The organism is Actinacidiphila polyblastidii, from assembly GCF_036353415.1.
In the GTDB taxonomy this organism is placed as follows: domain Bacteria; phylum Actinomycetota; class Actinomycetes; order Streptomycetales; family Streptomycetaceae; genus Actinacidiphila; species Actinacidiphila polyblastidii.
Window position 1 is genome coordinate 74,224 of sequence record NZ_JAZEWV010000023.1, and the last position, 17,098, is coordinate 91,321.

General features: G+C 75.2%; 16 protein-coding genes. 7 read left to right on the forward strand and 9 right to left on the reverse strand.

What is annotated here, in order from left to right:
- Positions 1 to 39 precede the first annotated feature (39 nt).
- Positions 40 to 1,281: an alpha/beta fold hydrolase gene (locus V2S66_RS23845; RefSeq protein WP_330798229.1), complete on the forward strand. Its 1,242-nt coding sequence runs from the start codon at positions 40 to 42 to the stop codon at positions 1,279 to 1,281.
- A gap of 83 nt (positions 1,282 to 1,364) precedes the next feature.
- On the opposite strand, the gene V2S66_RS23850 is transcribed toward V2S66_RS23845, so the two are convergent.
- Together V2S66_RS23850 and V2S66_RS23855 are read right to left on the reverse strand one after the other, a co-directional pair.
- Positions 1,365 to 2,120: an SGNH/GDSL hydrolase family protein gene (locus tag V2S66_RS23850; RefSeq protein ID WP_330798231.1), complete on the reverse strand. Its 756-nt coding sequence runs from the start codon at positions 2,118 to 2,120 to the stop codon at positions 1,365 to 1,367.
- A 123-nt stretch (positions 2,121 to 2,243) separates the two neighbouring features.
- Entirely contained in the window at positions 2,244 to 3,077 is an 834-nt protein-coding gene (locus tag V2S66_RS23855; RefSeq protein WP_330798233.1) for an aldo/keto reductase, read from the reverse strand.
- 330 nt (positions 3,078 to 3,407) lie between these two features.
- Between V2S66_RS23855 and V2S66_RS23860 the strand changes: the two genes are divergently transcribed.
- The gene (locus V2S66_RS23860; protein WP_330798235.1) at positions 3,408 to 4,466 is read left to right on the forward strand and encodes a LacI family DNA-binding transcriptional regulator; all 1,059 of its coding nucleotides are present in this window, start codon (positions 3,408 to 3,410) and stop codon (positions 4,464 to 4,466) included.
- A gap of 80 nt (positions 4,467 to 4,546) precedes the next feature.
- Positions 4,547 to 6,628 carry a SpoIIE family protein phosphatase gene (locus tag V2S66_RS23865; protein ID WP_330798236.1) on the forward strand — a complete coding sequence of 694 codons (2,082 nt, stop codon included), beginning with the start codon at positions 4,547 to 4,549 and terminating at the stop codon, positions 6,626 to 6,628.
- Between the two features lie 114 nt (positions 6,629 to 6,742).
- On the opposite strand, the gene V2S66_RS23870 is transcribed toward V2S66_RS23865, so the two are convergent.
- Complete coding sequence (locus tag V2S66_RS23870; RefSeq protein ID WP_330798238.1) at positions 6,743 to 7,393, reverse strand: LysE/ArgO family amino acid transporter; 651 nt, start codon at positions 7,391 to 7,393, stop codon at positions 6,743 to 6,745.
- Between the two features lie 69 nt (positions 7,394 to 7,462).
- Here V2S66_RS23870 and V2S66_RS23875 point away from each other — a divergent pair, with 69 nt between their 5' ends.
- The gene (locus V2S66_RS23875; protein ID WP_330798240.1) at positions 7,463 to 8,392 is read left to right on the forward strand and encodes a LysR family transcriptional regulator ArgP; all 930 of its coding nucleotides are present in this window, start codon (positions 7,463 to 7,465) and stop codon (positions 8,390 to 8,392) included.
- A 15-nt stretch (positions 8,393 to 8,407) separates the two neighbouring features.
- On the opposite strand, the gene V2S66_RS23880 is transcribed toward V2S66_RS23875, so the two are convergent.
- Together V2S66_RS23880 and V2S66_RS23885 are read right to left on the reverse strand one after the other, a co-directional pair.
- The gene (locus tag V2S66_RS23880; protein ID WP_330798241.1) at positions 8,408 to 8,974 is read right to left on the reverse strand and encodes an excalibur calcium-binding domain-containing protein; all 567 of its coding nucleotides are present in this window, start codon (positions 8,972 to 8,974) and stop codon (positions 8,408 to 8,410) included.
- A 198-nt stretch (positions 8,975 to 9,172) separates the two neighbouring features.
- Positions 9,173 to 9,895 carry an SDR family NAD(P)-dependent oxidoreductase gene (locus V2S66_RS23885; protein ID WP_330798243.1) on the reverse strand — a complete coding sequence of 241 codons (723 nt, stop codon included), beginning with the start codon at positions 9,893 to 9,895 and terminating at the stop codon, positions 9,173 to 9,175.
- A gap of 137 nt (positions 9,896 to 10,032) precedes the next feature.
- On the opposite strand from V2S66_RS23885, the gene V2S66_RS23890 reads away from it, so the two are divergent.
- Together V2S66_RS23890 and ykgO are read left to right on the forward strand one after the other, a co-directional pair.
- Positions 10,033 to 10,782 carry a TetR/AcrR family transcriptional regulator gene (locus V2S66_RS23890; protein ID WP_330798244.1) on the forward strand — a complete coding sequence of 250 codons (750 nt, stop codon included), beginning with the start codon at positions 10,033 to 10,035 and terminating at the stop codon, positions 10,780 to 10,782.
- A 116-nt stretch (positions 10,783 to 10,898) separates the two neighbouring features.
- The gene (gene ykgO, locus V2S66_RS23895; protein ID WP_033172643.1) at positions 10,899 to 11,021 is read left to right on the forward strand and encodes a type B 50S ribosomal protein L36; all 123 of its coding nucleotides are present in this window, start codon (positions 10,899 to 10,901) and stop codon (positions 11,019 to 11,021) included.
- 398 nt (positions 11,022 to 11,419) lie between these two features.
- Here the strand turns inward: ykgO and V2S66_RS23900 are convergent, their stop codons facing one another.
- The gene (locus V2S66_RS23900) at positions 11,420 to 12,073 is read right to left on the reverse strand and encodes a TetR/AcrR family transcriptional regulator (RefSeq protein WP_330798251.1); all 654 of its coding nucleotides are present in this window, start codon (positions 12,071 to 12,073) and stop codon (positions 11,420 to 11,422) included.
- A 58-nt stretch (positions 12,074 to 12,131) separates the two neighbouring features.
- On the reverse strand, positions 12,132 to 13,640 hold the full coding sequence (locus V2S66_RS23905) for an MFS transporter (protein ID WP_330798253.1): 1,509 nt from the start codon (positions 13,638 to 13,640) through the stop codon (positions 12,132 to 12,134).
- Between the two features lie 283 nt (positions 13,641 to 13,923).
- Between V2S66_RS23905 and V2S66_RS23910 the strand changes: the two genes are divergently transcribed.
- Positions 13,924 to 14,640, forward strand: coding sequence for a class I SAM-dependent methyltransferase (locus tag V2S66_RS23910; RefSeq protein WP_330798254.1), 717 nt, complete (start codon positions 13,924 to 13,926; stop codon positions 14,638 to 14,640).
- A 491-nt stretch (positions 14,641 to 15,131) separates the two neighbouring features.
- Here the strand turns inward: V2S66_RS23910 and V2S66_RS23920 are convergent, their stop codons facing one another.
- Entirely contained in the window at positions 15,132 to 16,103 is a 972-nt protein-coding gene (locus V2S66_RS23920; RefSeq protein WP_330798256.1) for a hypothetical protein, read from the reverse strand.
- A 141-nt stretch (positions 16,104 to 16,244) separates the two neighbouring features.
- Positions 16,245 to 17,012, reverse strand: a complete 768-nt coding sequence (locus tag V2S66_RS23925) for an FAD:protein FMN transferase (protein WP_330798286.1) — start codon at positions 17,010 to 17,012, stop codon at positions 16,245 to 16,247.
- Positions 17,013 to 17,098: the final 86 nt, after the last annotated feature.

The window sequence follows — 17,098 nt, forward strand, 5'->3', positions numbered from 1 at the left end:
CCGGGTCCTCCGAAGGCGCCGGCGGATACGCTCGCAGGCATGGCAGAGGTGTCCGCGTACGAGGTCAACGGGGTCCTGCTGGTCTGCGAGGCGGACGGGCCGCCGGACGGCCCGCCGGTGCTGCTCCTGCACGCGCTGGGGGAGGACCGCGGGTCCTGGCGCGAGGTCGCCGCCGCGCTGGCGCGCGACGGCTGGCGGACGCTCGCCGTCGACCTGCGCGGCCACGGCGACAGCGGTCACCCCGGCTCCTACGCCTACGAGTCGATGCGCGACGACGTGCTGGCGCTCCTGGACGTGCTGCGGATCGACCAGGTGACCCTCGTCGCCCATTCGATGGGGACCGTCCCCGCGTCGCTGGTCGCCATGGACCGCCCCGGCGCGGTGCGCCGGCTGGTCCTGGAGGAGGGCCCGCTGCCCTTCCCCGCCGACCCGCCGCGACCGGTGCCGCAGGCTCCCGACGGTCCGACGCGGTACGACTGGCGGGTGGTGCCCGGCATCGCGGTGCAGCGCAACGCACCGCCCGCGCGCCACTGGGAGGGGCTCGCCGCGATCACCGCGCCGACCCTCGTGATCGCCGGCGGGCCGCGCAGCCACCTGCGGCAGGACCAGCTGGCCAAGGCCGCGGAACGCATTCCCGGCGCCCGGCTGACCACCATCGAGGCCGGGCACATGGTCCACGACGAGCGGCCGCGGGAGTTCCTCACCGTGCTGCGCGACTTCCTGGGCGCCCCACCGCTCCCCGACCGCGAACCGCCGCCCGCCTTCACACCGTTCGCCGTCACCGCGGCCCGACTGCGCGACGAGGCCGCCGCGTTCGCCGCCCTGCTGGGCGACAGCGTCGACTCGGGCGCCTCCGTCGGCTTCCACGGCCCCCTCGCCGCCGACGATGCCGTCGCCTGGTGGCAGGCGCTGGCTCCCCAGATCGCCGCGGGCCGCGCCGAGTTGTGGGCCGTGAAGGATGAGCGCGGAGCGGTCTGCGGGGCTGTCCGACTGCACCGCGCGCACGCACCCAACGGCGGGCACCGAGCGGAGATCGCCCAGCTCATGGTCCGCCGCGACGTGCGCGGCCGCGGTCTGGCCCGCACACTGCTGCGCGCCGCCGAGACCTCCGCCCGCGCCGCGGGGGTGCGGCTGCTGCTGCTCGACACGCAGACCGGCAGCGACGCCGAGCGGCTCTGCCGCGCCGAGGGCTGGACCGCCGTCGGCACCGTCCCCGACTACGCCGCGGACCCGCAGGGCACGCTGCGCCCCGCCACCTTCTTCTTCAAGTCCCTTGCCTGACCGGCACGGTGAACGGGTCCGGCACGGTGGACCGGACCGGACCGGACCGGCGATGGCGCGGTCCCGGGCGGACGGACGGCGCGTCAGGGGAGCGTGACGGGCGCGGAGGCCGTCGCCCTCGCCGCCACCGCGCTGCTGAGCGCGGGGAAGAAGGCGCGCGCGATCCGGGCGTAGCCCGCGTCGTTCGGGTGCAGGCTGTCCGCCATCTGCGCACGGCTGAGCCGCGGCGGCTCGACGTACCAGAAGGCGCGTCCGCGATGCCGCTCGATGCCCTGGAGCGCGGCGGCGCGCCTGTTGTACGCCACCGCCTGCGCCTGGAGGTGCGGTGTGGTCGGGATCAGGCCGAGCAGCACGACCGAGACGCCGGGCCGGTCGGCGTAGATCCGGTCGACCAGGGCGGCCAGCCGGTCGGGGGCGTGCGCCGGGTCGACGTGGCGGTGCAGGTCGTTGATCCCGATGTGCAGCAGCACGACGTCGGGCGCGGCCGCCGCCGTCCAGCGGTCGACGCCGGCCCTGATCCGGTCGACGGTGTAGCCGCTGTGCCCCTCGTTCTGCGGCTCGGGAAGCGTCCCCGACAGCTGCGAGCCGACGAACCTGACCGTGTACAGGCTCTGGCCCGCGACCAGCCGCCACAGCTCCGCGCGGTACGCCGAGTGGCTCGGACTGCCCTTGCCCCAGGTGATCGAGTCGCCGAGCGGCATCACCCGCACCGCGCGGGGCCGCGCCTCGCTGGCCGAGCCGCGTGGCGGCAGCAGGACCACCAGGGCGACCAGGACCGCGGTAACGAGCACGCAGACGGCGGCCGCGGCGCCTGCCCGGCGCGTCCGTCCCGCACGCATCCACGAGAACCCGGACCCCGCCATCCCGCCACCCCCTGCCCTCCGACCGGGGATCACTCTAACCGGGGGCCGGCGGCACCGGCGGCAGGCCCCCGCACGGCCGAGCCGCCGTGAACCGCCCGCTCAGGGGATCCAGTTGAACGTGTCCGGGTCGGGGCCGCTCCGCTCGCCGCGGTCCAGCGAGGTGATCGCGGCCATGTCCTGGCCGGTCAGTTCGAAGTCGAAGAGCCGGAAGTTCTCCTCGACGCGGGAGCGCGTCACCGACTTCGGGAAGACGATGTCGCCGCGCTGCAGGTGCCAGCGCAGGGTGACCTGCGCGGGCGTGCGGTCGAGCCGCTCGGCGATCGCGGTGATCACCGGGTCGTCCAGCACCTTGCCCTGCGCGATCGGCGACCAAGCCTCGGTGGCGATGCCGTGCTCGGCGTCGAAGGCCCGCAGGTCGTCCTGCGCGAGGTACGGGTGGATCTCGACCTGGTTCACCGCGGGCACCACGTCGGCCTCATGGAAGATCCGTTGCAGGTGGGAGGGCTGGAAGTTGGAGACGCCGACGGCCTTGGCCCGGCCGGAGCGGTAGATCTCCTCCATCGCCTTCCAGGTCTCGACGAAGTCGCCGACGCCCGGCAGCGGCCAGTGCACCAGGAAGAGGTCGAGGTAGTCCATGTCCAGGTCGTCCATGGTGCGCGCGAAGGCCGCGAGCGCGTCGTCGTAGGCGTGGTGGCCGTTGTTGAGCTTGCTGGTGACGAACACCTCCTCGCGCGGCACGCCGGAGTCGCGGACGGCCTCGCCGACCTGCTTCTCGTTGCCGTACATCTCGGCGGTGTCGATGTGCCGGTAGCCGGTCTCCAGCGCGGCGAGCACCGCGTCGCGGGTGTTCTCCGGCTCGATCTGGAACACCCCGAAGCCGAGCTGCGGGATCTCCACGCCGTTGTTGAGGGTGACGGTGGGCACTGAGGTCATGGGGGGTGACTTCCTTGCTCTGTTCGGCTGTTCTGCTCGGTCGGGCGGCGCCTGCGTGCGGCGGACCGCCGGGGCGGGCTGCCCGGGGCACCGTCCTCACGCTAGCCGCGGCGACCGTGCCCGGCCCGCCGACGTGCACCCGCCGCGGACCCGCCCGCACCTCCCGCCTGCCCAGCGCGGGCCGGCCGATGCCACACGCTGCGCCGGCCAGTCTCGGAGAGCGCTCTCTGAGAGCGCTCCAAACCGTTACTCTGGCCTCGGTCGCACCACCCGCGACGGCCGCCGCGCCGCGGAGCCGTCCGGTCCGCCGCGCCTCATGGGAGAACTCCGTTGTCCGACCCCGTCTCAGCGCCCCGCCCGACGCTTGAGGCCGTCGCCGCCCGTGCCGGGGTGTCGAGAGCGACCGCCTCACGCGTGGTGAACGGGGGGGCCGGGGTCAGAGGCCCGCTGGTGGAGCGGGTCAGGCAGGCGGTCGACGAGCTGGGGTACATCCCCAACCAGGCCGCCCGCACCCTGGTGACCCGGCGCAACGACGCCATCGCGGTGATCGTCGCCGAGCCCGAGACCCGGGTCTTCACCGACCCCTTCTTCGCCCAGCAGGTCCGCGGCATCAGCCGTGAGCTGACCGGCCACGACAACCAGCTCGTGCTGCTGCTCAGCGACGGCGCGTCCGACGACGGCAGGCTCGGCCGCTACCTGGCCGGCGGCCATGTCGACGGCGCGCTGATCCTGTCCCTGCACGCCGACGACTCGCTGACCGGCCTGGCCAGGGGCGCGGGCGTGCCGGTCGTCATCGGCGGCCGGCCCACCTGGAGCGAGGAGCACACCGGGCGCGGCACCCTCTACGTCGACTGCGACAACCGCGGCGGCGCCCGGGACGCGGTACGCCATCTGGCCGGACTCGGCCGCCGCCGGATCGCCCACATCACCGGCCCGCTGGACCAGCCGGCTTCGGTGGACCGTCTGGACGGCTTCCGGGACGTGCTGCCCGACACCCCGGCCGAGCTGATCGTGGAGGGCGACTTCACCCCCGACGGCGGGGCCCGTGCGATGCGCCTGCTGCTGGAGCGCTCTCCGGATCTCGACGGGGTCTTCGCCGCATCCGACGTGATGGCCTCGGGCGCGCTGCGGGTGCTGCGGGAGCGGGGCCGGCGGGTTCCGGAGGACGTCGCGGTGGTCGGCTTCGACGACATGGTGTCGGTGGCCGAGTGGACCGATCCGCCGCTCACCACGGTCCGCCAGGACATCGAGGAGATGGGGCGGCTGATGGCCCGGCTGCTGCTGCGCTCGCTGGCCCACGCGACGGCCCCCGGCTCCGGCGACCTCCAGCCGCCCTTGCTGTCCTCGATCGTCACCCCGACCCGGCTGGTGGTCCGCGCCTCGGCGTGACCCGGTCGGAACGGCGCCGGCCGGCCCGGCGCGGCACCGCTCGGCGCGCCCGAGAGGGCGTGCCGAGCGATGATCGGAGGATGACGCGGATCGGCGGCACCGCAGGCGTCCCGGAACTCGAACCGGAGGTGTTCGACGACGCCATCGTGGCCGTCTCGCTCACCGCGGGCCCCGACCACCGCCTGGTGTACCTCAACGACGCCTTCCGCAAGCTCTTCGGCCCCCGCGACATCGGCGCCCGCGCCGCCGACGCCTTCACCGAGCCGAACGCCGCCCCGTTCATCGTGATGCTCGACCAGGTCTACGCCGACCGCATCGCCCGCCAGGTCACCTCGCCGCGCACCACCGAGGGCACCGCGCCGGGCGCCCCGGGACGCCGGCACTTCATGTACAGCGCCTCACCTGTCGTGTCCCGCTACGGTGCCGGCGTGCTGGCCGTCGCCGTCGACACCACCGCGCAGGTCGACGCGACCGAGCGGGCCGAGGAGCTGTCGGAGGAGCGCCACCGGGCGCTGCGCCGCTACGAGGCGCTGATGTCCGCGGTCACCCAGATCGTCTGGCTGATGAAGCCGAACGGCGAGATCAGCGAGCTGGTCGGCGGGTTCGAGGAGTTCACCGGCCGTCCGTGGCGGCCGATGATCGACACGGACTGGCTGGAGGGCGTCCATCCGCACGACCGCGGCCACCTGCTGCGGGCGTGGGAGGAGGCGGCCGCCGACCCCCCCTCGTTCTTCGTCTGCACCTTCCGGCTGCACACCGCCTCGGGCGAGTACCGGCACGTCCAGTCCCGGGCGGTGCCCATCGTGCGCGGCGGCGTGGCCGTCGAGTGGATCGGCGCCACCGCCGACATCGAGGACCAGTGGCGCAACCGGCTGCGCGAGCGGCTGCTCGCCCGGGTCGCCACCGTCACGGCGGCCGACGACGTCCCCGAGGCGTTCGCGGCGGTCGCCGCCGCCGTCGTGCCCGAGCTGACCGACGCCTGCGCGGTCTTCCTGCTGCCGGTGCCCGGGCCGTCCGGCGGCGGCGGACCGCTCACCGCGACCCGCGTGGCCGCCGTCGCCCGGCCCGGGCTGCCGGAACTGCCGCCGCTGGCGAACCAGACCCACACCGTCGGCCTGATCGCCCAGCAGGTCATCGAGAGCCGGCGGCCCAGGCTGCTGGTCTTCCCCAGCGGCCGGCCGCCCGCCGGCGTGGTGCCCGAGGTGTCGCTGTCGTGGCTGCGCACAGCGCGCGCCACCAGCCTCACGCTGGTGCCGATCGTGATCGACTCGGCGGTCGTGGCGTTCGCCTGCGCCGCCGGATGCGCCGACAGCCCGCCGCCCGGCCCGGCCGACCAGGAGCTGCTCGGCGAGGTGCTGCACGAGGTCCGCGAGCCGCTGCGGCAGGCCCTGGAGCTCCAGCGCACCCGGCACACCGCGCTCACCTTGCAGCGCGCCCTGCTCACGCCGACGCCGCGCGTCCCGGGCGCCGAACTGGCCGCGCACTACCAGCCGGCGAGCAGGACCGCCGAGATCGGCGGCGACTGGTACGACGCGCTGCTGCTGCCCGACGGCTCGGTCACCCTGAGCATCGGCGACATCGCGGGGCACGACCTGGACGCCGCCACCTCGATGAGCCAGCTGCGCAGCATGCTGCGGGTCATCGCCTTCGACCAGTCCATGCCGCACACCCCGGCCGAGAGCCTGGCGCAGCTGGACCGGGTCGCCGACGGCCTGGCCATCGCGCCGCTGGTCACCGCCGTCCACGCCAGCCTGACGCCGGGACGTGGCGGGAGGTGGCACGCGGCGTGGGCGAACGCCGGGCACCCGCCGCCGCTGCTGCTGCCGGTCGGCGGCCCGCCGCGGTTCCTGGAGGGCACCGCCGCCGAGCTGCCGCTGTGCGTGGCGCCCACGACGGTCCGTACGACCTGGCACCACGACCTGCACACCGGCGACACGCTGCTGCTCTACACCGACGGCCTGATCGAGGTGCCCGGCACCGATCTGGCCGACGGCATGCGGCGGCTGGCGCTGCGCGCGGAGGCGGGCAGGACGGCGGGCATGTCGCTCACCGAGCTGTGCGCGCAGCTGCTGGCGGCGGTCGAGGACCGCCGCGACGACGCGGCCGTGATCGGGTTCCGGCCGACCGCCGTCGCCGGCGTGTGGCCGGCCGGCTGGACCTGATCCCCGTCGGCCGGGGGGTGGTGGACCGGTTCGCGCTGATCCATGGCGCCCGGGTGCGGCCGGCCGGCTGGAGCTGGGCTGCGGCGGCCGGAAGCGGCCGGCGCTCGGCGCTGCTCAGGCCCGCAGCGCCATCAGCACGCCGAGGGTGATCATCGTGCAGGCGATGACCGCGTCCAGCACCCGCCAGGAGCCGGGCCGGGCGAACGGCCTGCGCAGCAGCCGGGCGCCGAAGCCCAGCCCGCCGAACCACAGCACGCTGCCGGCGGCCGCCCCGACGCCGAACGGCCAGCGCGCCCCGCCGTAGCCGTTGGCCACCGAGCCGAGCAGCAGCACCGTGTCGAGGTAGACGTGCGGATTGAGCCAGGTCATCGCCAGGCAGGTCAGCACGGCGGCGCGCAGCGAGCCGCCGCGCTGACCCGGCCGGCCGCCGGAGGGGGAGGAGCCGAGGGTGTCCTGCACGGTCAGCGCCGACACCGGGCGGGTCGCCCTGCGGGCGGCGAGCAGCCCGTATCCGACGAGGAACGCCGCGCCGACCCAGGCCGTCGCGGTCAGCACCGCAGGCCACTGCTTGATCACGCCGCCTATGCCGCTGACGCCGATCGCGATCAGCACGGCGTCGGAGAGCGCGCAGATCGTCACGATCGGGGCCACGTGCTGGCGGCGCAGGCCCTGGCGCAGGACGAAGGCGTTCTGCGCGCCGATCGCCACGATCAGCGACAGACCGGTGCCCAGACCCGCGAGGGCCGCGATGAATGCCGTGTGCATGGTCCGAGGCTAGAAGCCCACGGCCTCATCAGACCAGCTAATGATTCTTAGGTAGCATGAGAAATCGTGATGACCGACATACCCCTGGACCAGGTCCGTACACTGCTCGCCGCGGTGGACGAGGGCACCTTCGAGGCGGCCGCCGAGACGCTGCACGTCACGCCGTCCGCGGTCAGCCAGCGGATCAAGGCGCTGGAGCAGCGCACCGGACGGGTGCTGCTGCTGCGCACCAAGCCGGTCCGGCCGACCGCGTCGGGGGAGGTCGTGGTCCGCTTCGGCCGCCAGCTCGCCCGGCTGGAACGCGACGCGGGCGCGGAGCTGGGGCTCACCGCGGCCGCGGGTCCTTCCCCGCTGCCGGTGGCCGTCAACTCGGACTCGCTCGCCACCTGGTTCCTGCCCGCGCTCGCCCAGGTCGCCGAGCATCTCGACGTCACCTTCGACCTGCACCGCGACGACCAGGACCACACCACGCGGCTGCTGCGCGAGGGCCGGGTGATGGCGGCCGTCACCTCCTCGCCCGAGCCGGTCCAGGGCTGCTCGGTACGGGCGCTGGGCCGGATGCGCTACCGGGCGATGGCCACGGCCGAGTTCGCCGGGCGCCGGCTGGCCGGCGGCCCGCTCGCCGAGACGCTGCCGGCGGCGCCGGTCGTCGTCTTCGACCGCAAGGACGACCTGCAGGATCGTTTCGTTCGCGAGCTGACGTCGGCCCCCGCCGGCGCGGGCGGGGGCGCCGGTCCGCGCCGTCACCATGTGCCGTCCTCCGAGGGCTTCGTGGAGGCGGTCGCCGCCGGACTCGGCTGGGGCATGATCCCCGACGCCCAGGGAGCCGCGCACCTGGACACCGGCACCCTGGTCGACCTCGCCCCCGGCCGGCATGTGGACGTCCCGCTGCACTGGCAGCAGTGGAAGCTCGACTCGCCCCCGCTGGCCGCGCTCGCCGACGCCGTCGCCGCGGCCGCGGCCAGGGCGCTCAAGCCGCCGCGGCCCGGGACGCCCTGAGCCGCCGCCGCCCGGTCAGGGCGTGGGGGACTCGTGCGCTTCGCAGGCCCGCCCGTCCTGGTCCCGGTCCAGGTGCGGCGCGTAGGCGGGGTCGCCGCGCGGGATGTCGTAGCGGACGTCGTCATGCGCCTGGGAGCAGTTCTCGTACCGCCCGCCGCGGGCCGGCCGGGACGGCTGCGGGCCGCCCACCGCGTGCACGCTCGCGCCGACGACGACCCCGTCGCGCACCGTGTACGTACCGGCGTAGCTGCTGACCGAGCCGTCGGTCTGCCTGGCGTCCAGGGTGATCGAGACGGTGTCCCCCGAGGAGCCCGTGATGCGGAGGGTGTCGCGCGCGGTGCCGGCGAAGCCCTGCACGAAGGAGGCGTGGGAGCCGCCGAGGTTCTTGCCGCCGAGGTCCCAGGCCGCGCGATAGTCGTGCGCGTCGATCGCGGAGAAGTAGGCGCCGACGGTCCTCGGCGCGTCCTGAGGGGCGTGGGTGCTCGGCCTGGGCGCCGGCGGCCGGCTGGTGGTGTGCTGCGTCGGTGCTCCGGACGCGGGAGGCGTCGCCGCGGGCCGCGAGGGGCTCGACGTCACGGTCACCGTCGGCGTCGAGGACGGTGGCGCGCCGCCGGAGGACGACCCGCACGCCGCCGTGGTGGCGAGGGCGGCCGCGGCCAGGAGCAGCGCTGCGGGGAACCGGCGGATCGTGCCCGTCGGAGTGTCACCTCACCGTCCCCCCCGTCCGGCGTCCCCCCGCCCGCCCCGGCTCGCGCGGCGAGCGGGGGCGGGCGGAGTGTCTCAGGCGACCAGCCGGCCGCCGTCGACGGGGAGGTTCGCGCCGGTGACGTAGCCGGCGCGCGGCGAGGCCAGGAAGACCACCGCGCCGGCGATCTCCTCGACCCCGGCGTGCCGGCGGAGCAGGGTGGTCTCGCCGAGCGGCCCGACCATCTCGACGGAGGCGCCCGAGGTGAGCGTCGGGCCGGGGGAGACGGTGTTCACCCGGACCCCCGATTCGCCGAACTCGGCGGCCCAGGTGCGGGTCAGCGAGTTCACGGCGGCCTTCGTCGCGCTGTAGACGGACGCGCCGGCCAGGCCGATCTCGGAGGCCATGGTGCTGATGTTGACGATGCTGCCCCTGCCGCGCTCGACCATCCGCGGCGCGATCGACGCGGTGAGGAAGTACGGCGCGCGGACGTTGACCTGGAACATGGCGTCGTAGGACGGGACCGTCTGCTCCCCGGTCGGAGCGAACTCGAAGACGCCCGCGTTGTTGACCAGCACGTCGACGTCCGCGGCGGCCTCGGCGAGCCGGCCCACCGAGTCGAGGTCGGCCAGGTCCACCGCGACGAAGCGCGCCTTGCCGCCCTCGGCCTCGATCGCGGCGACGGTCTCCGCGCCGCGTTCCTCGCTGCGCCCGCTGACGATCACCTCGGCTCCGGCGCGGGCGAGCTGCAGCGCGACCTCCCGGCCGATGCCGGAGGTCGAACCGGTGACCAGTGCTGTGCTGCCTGAGAGTTCCATGGTGTGCCGCCTGGCTTTCTGTAGGAAGGCGCTCGCGATCCGTCCGGTGGAACAAATTGGAGCGATGGCTCCATTCTTTGTCCGTCAAGTCTGGAGTGTCAACTCCAGAAACGCGCGGGGGGCGGTACGGTGGTCCTATGAGCAGCAGTCCGGGAGCGCGGCAGCCGGCGGGGCGGGCGGGGGGTCCGGTCGTGGCGTCGGAGGCGGGGCCGGAAGCGGGGTCCGGCGCGACGGCAGCGACCGGCTCGCCGTCAGCGGTGGCCGAGCCGCGGCTCACCCGCAAGGGGCAGGCCACCCGGGCCCGGATCGTGGCGGCGGCCTCGGCCCTGGTGTTCGAACGCGGCGTCGCCGGCACCAGCACGGACGACGTGCGGGCCGCGGCGGGCGTGAGCACCTCGCAGATCTACCACTACTTCGCGGACAAGTCCGCACTGGTCAGAGCGGTGATCGCGCACCAGACCGAGGCGGTGCTCGACGCCCAGCGCCCGCTGCTCGGCCGGCTGGACAGCATGGAGGCGCTGCGGGCCTGGCGGGATCTGGTCGTGGGGCTCCAGCGCGAGCGGCAGTGCGAGGGCGGCTGCCCGATCGGCTCGCTCGCCGGCGAACTGGCCGAGATCGACCCCGAGGCCCGCGCCGAACTGGCCGCGGGGTTCGCCCGCTGGGAGGACGGCATCCGCAGCGGGCTGCGCGCCATGCGCGACCGCGGCGAGCTGCGCCCCGGCGCCGACCCCGACCGCCTGTCGCTGGCGATCCTCGCCGCGCTGCAGGGCGGGCTGCTGCTGACGCAGACGCGGCGCGAGACCGCGCCGCTGGAGGCGGCCCTGGACACGATGCTCGCCCACGTGGCCGACTGCCTGGAGGACGGGGCCGCCGCGCCCGCCGGATGAGGCGGAATGAACGCGGGTCCGACGTGGTTGTCGACCCTGCACGACGTGAGCCCACCGGCCGAGTCCGGCGGGCGGGCCGTGCCGAGGCAAGTGGCATCCAGCAGAAAGGCGCCCCGATGAAGGTACGCAACTCGCTGCGTTCGCTGAAGAACCGGCCGGGCGCGCAGATCGTCCGCCGCCGCGGGAAGGTCTACGTGATCAACCGCAAGGACCCGCGCTCCAAGGCCCGCCAGGGCTGACCCGGCGGACCGGCCCCGCCGGGCCGACCCGACAGACGGACGGCGCCCGACCCCTACGGGGTCGGGCGCCGCGCTGTCTACGGGACTTTCCGCCGCGTTCCGGGGCGCCGCGCCGGCATGTGGCGCCGGCGCGGCACCGCTACGGCCCCCTGTCCGCCGCTGACCGGAAGGCGCCGGGTGTTCGGCGCTCCGCGGCCGGCGGCGGGGGCGTCCGGGACCGCGGTCCGCAGGTCCCGTCGCCTCGAACTATGCCGTGTCGACCCCGCTGGGGTCTAGACCAATCGGTGGGAATGTTGAGGTTGCTGGGACATGACGCCCCGTCAGGGGGAGTCCGGCGGCCGAGGCGTCGACGTAGCGCGGATGGCTCCGCGCCGGGGCCGGAGCTGTCCGGCGGGGTGTCAGGTGCAGGACGCCGAGCCGTCGTCCGTGCCGCCGCTGATCTGCCCCAGCTGCTGCCGGGTGACCGCGGGTCCCGAATCCGTCGGCGCCGAGCAGCGCAGCCCGGAGAACTGGATGTCCACGTACCGCTGCCACGCCTCGGGCGCGACCTCGCCTGCCGTCTCGACCACTCCGCGCAGCCCCCAGGTCAGGGCCATCACGTCGCCGAGTTCGATGCCGGGGGCGACCCGGCCCGCCCTCTTCGCCTGCACGAGCAGCTCGCCCATCAGGTCGCGCAGCTGCTCGACGCACGCCGCCCGGGAGTGGCCGATCAGCTTGTGCGCGTAGCCGCGGTGCGCGACCAGGGACCGGCCGATCACCCGGACGAACGCCTCAAGGCCGGTGCCGCCGGGCAGCGCCAGCGAGGCGCGCGCCTCGCCGACGAGCTCGCCGAGCATCTGCGCGGCGATCTCGTCGACGAGGGCCTCCTTGTTCGGGAACCGGCGGTAGACGGTGCCCACCCCGACGCCCGCGCGGGAGGCGATCAGCTCCATGCTGGCGTCGGTGCCGAACTCGGACAGCACGTCGCGGGCGGCCGCGACCACCAGCTGGTGGTTGCGCACGGCATCGCGCCGCAGCGGCTTGGGGTGCGTGTCCTGCGCCTGCACTGCCATGGTCACTCCCGCTCGGTGCTGTGCCCGTCCCTTGAGCCTCTTACCCCGTGTCGCCGCCCTACGGTGCCTGCTCGCCGACGACCTGGGCGGACCCGCCGAGGACCTGGGCCTGCTCGCCCACGACCGTACCGCCGGGAGCCACCGCCGGCTCCTGCCCCGCGCCGCCGCCCTGCGTCACGACGCTGCTGCGCCGGGTCACCGGGATGAGCGTCGCCGCGAAGGCGGCGATCAGCAGGGCGCCGCCGAGCATCGCGAAGCCGTTGGTGTACCCCGACTCGCGCGGCAGCCCGTCGGCGGCCGGGCTCGCGGTCACCACGCTGGCCATCAGCGCGGCGCCGATCGAACCGCCGATGGTGCGGATGTTGGCGTTCATGCCGCTGGCCACGCCGGTCTGCTCCGGCGGCACCGCGCTCACGATCAGGCTGGACATGGCCGCGAAGGCCAGGCCGAAGCCGGCGCCCATCACACCGGTCGCCACGTACAGCTCCCAGGTGTGGGTGTGCGCGTAGGCGAGCAGCGCCATCGAGCCGGTGCCGACCAGCGAGCCGATCAGCACCACCGTCTTGCCGCCCAGGCGGGCGGCCATCCGGTTGGAGAACAGGCCCACCACGAACATCGCCACGCTCATCGGCAGCAGGATCAGGCCGGACTGCGTGATGCTCGCGCCGAAGCCGTACCCGGTGGACTTCGGGCTCTGCACGAACTCCGGCAGGAAGGCGAAGACCGCGTACATGCCGACGCCGAAGAGCAGGGCCACCAGGTTGTTGGTCCACACCGCGGGGCGGCGCATCATCGCCATGTCGATCAGCGGCATCGACGCCCTGCGCTCGATCTCGACCCAGCCCACGGCCAGCACCGCCGCGGCGACGAACAGGCCGATCACCTTGCCGGAGCCCCAGCCCCAGACCGGCGCCTGGCTGAGGGCGACCAGCAGCGCGACCAGCCACGCGGACAGCAGCAGCGCCGGCGCCCAGCTGATCCGCCCCGGGGTGCGCACCGGGGACTTCGGGACGAACACGAAGGCCGCGATGCCCGCCACGATGGTGAGGATCATCGGCATCCAGAAGAGCCAGTGGTAGTTCAGCGCGTTGACGATCGGGCCGGCGAGCACGATGCCGAGGCCGGCGCCGACCGCGATGAGCGAGGCGATCGCGCTGACCGCTCCGCTGAGCTTCTCCGACGGGAACTCGTCGCGGATGATGCCGAAGGTCAGCGGCAGCACACCGCCGCCGATGCCCTGGATCACCCGGGCGACGATCATCACCGTCACGTTGGTGGCGAGCGCCGCGAGCAGCGAGCCTGCGGCCAGTGCGGCGAGCGTCACCACGAAGACGCGTTCCTTGCCGATCATGTCGCCGATGCGGCCCATGATCGGGGTGAATATGGACGCCGACAGCAGGTACGCGGTCAGCACCCAGGTCACGGTGTTCTGGTTGGTGTGCAGGTCCTCCTGGATCGTCGGCAACACCGGGGTGACCAGGGACTGCAGCAGCGCGTAGGCCATCACGCTCGCCGCCAGCACCGCGAACGTCACCTGGTGGTGCGTGCGCCGGGTCTCGGACGCCATGGAACTCCTTCACAGCGAAGTCTGAAGCGGAATTGTCGTTCCGTTAGGGCTTCAGAATAGCGCATCAGGAATGACCATTCCGTTTCGTTCCGGTGAGGTCTTGCCCACAGTCGAGGTGCGCGGCGGTCCAGCGCGAGCCGGGGCACGCCTGGCGCGGGCCGCGCGCAACGGGCGCCGCACCCGGCGCAGACCGTGAGCTGCCTGCCGGGGCCGGTCCGGCGGGCAGGCGGGACCGCGGCGCGCGGCCGACCGGACGGCGGCCCGCCTGGCATACGCTGACCGGGTGTTCTCCCCTCAGGGCCCGACCCTGCGCGAACTGGCCGTCCAGGCACTGTCGTCCGTGGACCGCGGCTACGACCTGCTGGCGCCGAAGTTCGACCGGACGCCGTTCCGCACCCCGGACCGCTTCCTCGACGCGGTCGCCGAAGCCCTCGCCCCAATGGGGCCGTTCGGACAGGGCCTCGACGTCTGCTGCGGCACCGGCGCGGGCCTTCGGGCGCTGCGGCCGGTGTGCCGCGAGGCGATCACCGGGGTGGACTTCAGCGCCGGGATGCTGGCCGCCGCCCGCGCCGCCGACACCACCGGGCAGGCGCGCTGGGTGCGGGCGGACGTGCGGGCGATGCCCTTCGACTCCGCGTTCGATCTCGCGGTCAGCTTCGGCGCGTTCGGGCACTTCCTGCCCGCCGAGCGGCCGCGGCTCTTCGCACAGGTGCGGCGGGCGCTGCGCCCCGGCGGCCTGTTCGCCTTCCCGATCGGCGCGCCGCCCCCCGTCACCTCGCCCTGGCACTGGGCCTTCGCGGGCTTCGACGCGGCGCTGCGGGTGCGCAACGCGCTGTGGCGGCCGCCCTTCGTGATGTACTACCGCACCTTCCCGCTGGCCGCGGTCCGCGCCGACCTGCGGCGCGCCGGGTTCGACGTCGGACTCGCACCGCTGGAGGAGTTCGGCCGCCGCGCCGACGGCAGCCCGCGCTGCCGACTGGTGCTGGCCCGGCGGCCGTGAGTCCGTGCTCGCGGCTGGTAGCTGGAGCAGACGGTGCCGAGGACGTACGCGCCGGTGGCGCCGCACTGCTCGGCCGCGGAAGCCGGGTCGACCGCGAGGCCGTGTCGCATGCCGGAGATCGTGTACAGCTCCGCGGCGGGCCTGCCCGCGGAGTCGGCGTAGACGCTCAGCGTGGTGCTGCCGGGCAGCGACTGGGTGCTGGTGGCGCTCTGCCCGACCAAGGACGAACTGCACCTGCACGTCCACACGGTGGTGCAGCGCCTGGACCGCATCCAGACGCTGCCCGGCGCCGGCCGGAACGACCCGGAGCGCGCGCTGGAACTCCGACTCGCGCTCCGGCTGCACCTGTTGTCCGGCAGCGCGTCCACCGTCGCCCCGCTGCCGCCTGCCGCCTGCCGCCTGCCGCCTGCCGCCTGCCGCCTGCCGCCTGCCGCCTGCCGCCTGCCACCGCGCGGGAGCGCAGGCCGTAGCCCGGCCGACCGGTCCCGGCGTCAGCCGCCCGACGGCGCGTCCGTCGGCAGCTCACTGGCGTCCGAGGGCATGGAGACGTCCGGCGTGGAGACCTCCGGCGCGCCCGGCGAGCTGCCGGAGCCGCCGTCGGAGGGTGGGACGTACGGGGTGTCGGTCGCAAGTCCGGTGAAGGGGTCGCTGGGGGACGCGGTCGGGGAGTACGTCGGGGAGGCGGAGCCCTCGCAGCGGCCGACGCCGGCCCCGCCGACCGCGGCGCCGTCGTCCAGCCGCGCCGCCGCCAGGTATCCGGTGCTGCCGAGGATGTCGGCGTGCGCCCACAGCTCGTCACCGTCCGCCGGGCCGTCCGCCGTCACGCAGTCCACCCGGCCCAGCGTGCCCGGCGGCACGTCGCGCAGCACCTGGTCGCCGGTGGACGGGCCGGAGCGCAGCGCCGCCGTCGCCCCGGCGTCGACCGCGGCCAGCCGGCCGCTGCCGCCCACCATGCCGTCCTGCAGGCCACGGCACACGTTCACCGAGGAGCCGAGCCACAGCAGGGAGTAGCCCTGGCCGCCCCGCGAGGCGCTCGCGGTGCCGAAGCACGGAGGCGTCGCGAGGGCGTCCCGGTCCTGGCCGCCTTCGCGCAGCGCGTCGCCCAGCAGCGGCACCTGGGCGATCAGACAGCAGCCGGCGACCGCGGCGACCGCCCCGACCCGGCCGCGCACCACCGCGGCGACACCGAGCGCCCAGGGGTGCTCCCTGCTCTGGTACCCGCAGGCCCGACAGCAGCTCGGAGACCGCGCCTGAGGCGGCCAGGTCGCCGAGCCGCTGGCCGGCCCAGGTGTACACGACGCCGCCGACCAGCGGCCCACCAGCGCGAGCCCGAGCCGCCCCAGGCCGCTGCCCGCGACGCCGTGCACGGCCAGGACCACCCCCGCGCCCGGCACGCCCGGCCAGCGCCGCACCGCCAGGTGCCCGCCCGGCACGTCGGCACCCGTGTCCTCGTACGCCCGCATCCCCGCGCCCGCCTTCCCGCCGTCCCGTACGGCCGGAGCAGGATGGGGAGGCCGCGCGCCGCCGGTCGTGGATGCGGCCCACACCACGCGGCCGCCGCGGATGTGCGAGGGCCTTCCCCGCCCGGAGGGCGGCGCCGGCCGTCACCGCCCCGGAGTTCGGCCGGCCGGCGGGTCCGCGAGGGCGCCGAACCCGGCGGTGTGCCAGGTCCTGCCGCCCGCGGTCACCGCGAACGCCTCGGTGCCGGGTTCGGCGGCGAGCCAGCCGCGGGCCCGCGCGCCCATCGCGTACGCCGCGGTCGCCGCCACGTCCGCCTCGGTGAGCGTGCGCGAGACGACCGTCAGCGAGGCGAGGGCGTCGCGCGGCGGACGCCCGGTGTGCGGGTCGAGCACGTGGCCGCCGCGCTCGGCGGGCCCCGACGTGGCCACCGCGAGGCCGTCGCCGTGCGCCGTTCCGCCCGCGCCCTCGCCGGCGCGCACCACCGCGGCGACCGCACCGGGCCGCAGCGGGTCCGCCACGCCGATCCGCCACGGGCCGCCGAAGGTCTGCACGTCGCCGCCGCCGTTGACGCACACCGCGTCGGCGCCCGCGGACCGCAGCATCTCGGCGGCGCGCTCCACCGCCCACCCCTTCACCAGCCCGGTCGGGTCGAAGCCGCCCGCGTACGCCGCGCTGAACCAGCCGCCGGTGCGCCGCCTCGCGTCCTCGCACAGCCGGTGCACCTCGCGCACCTCGGCGGAGCACCGCGCGAGGGTGAGCCCGCCCGCGGCCAGCCGGCTGATCTGGCTGCCGGGCCGGTACGTGGAGAACACCTCGTCGACGTGGCGCAGCCACGCCGCCGCGCCCTCGACGGCCGCCGCGATCCGGTCCGGCGCGCCGCCGCGCACGTCCAGCGAGAACACGGTGCCCATGGTGTGCTCGACCCGCCGCACCCGCGCGGGACCGGCCGCCCGCAGCGAAGTGGCCTGCGGCGCACGCCAGTCGGCGGGACCCGCCG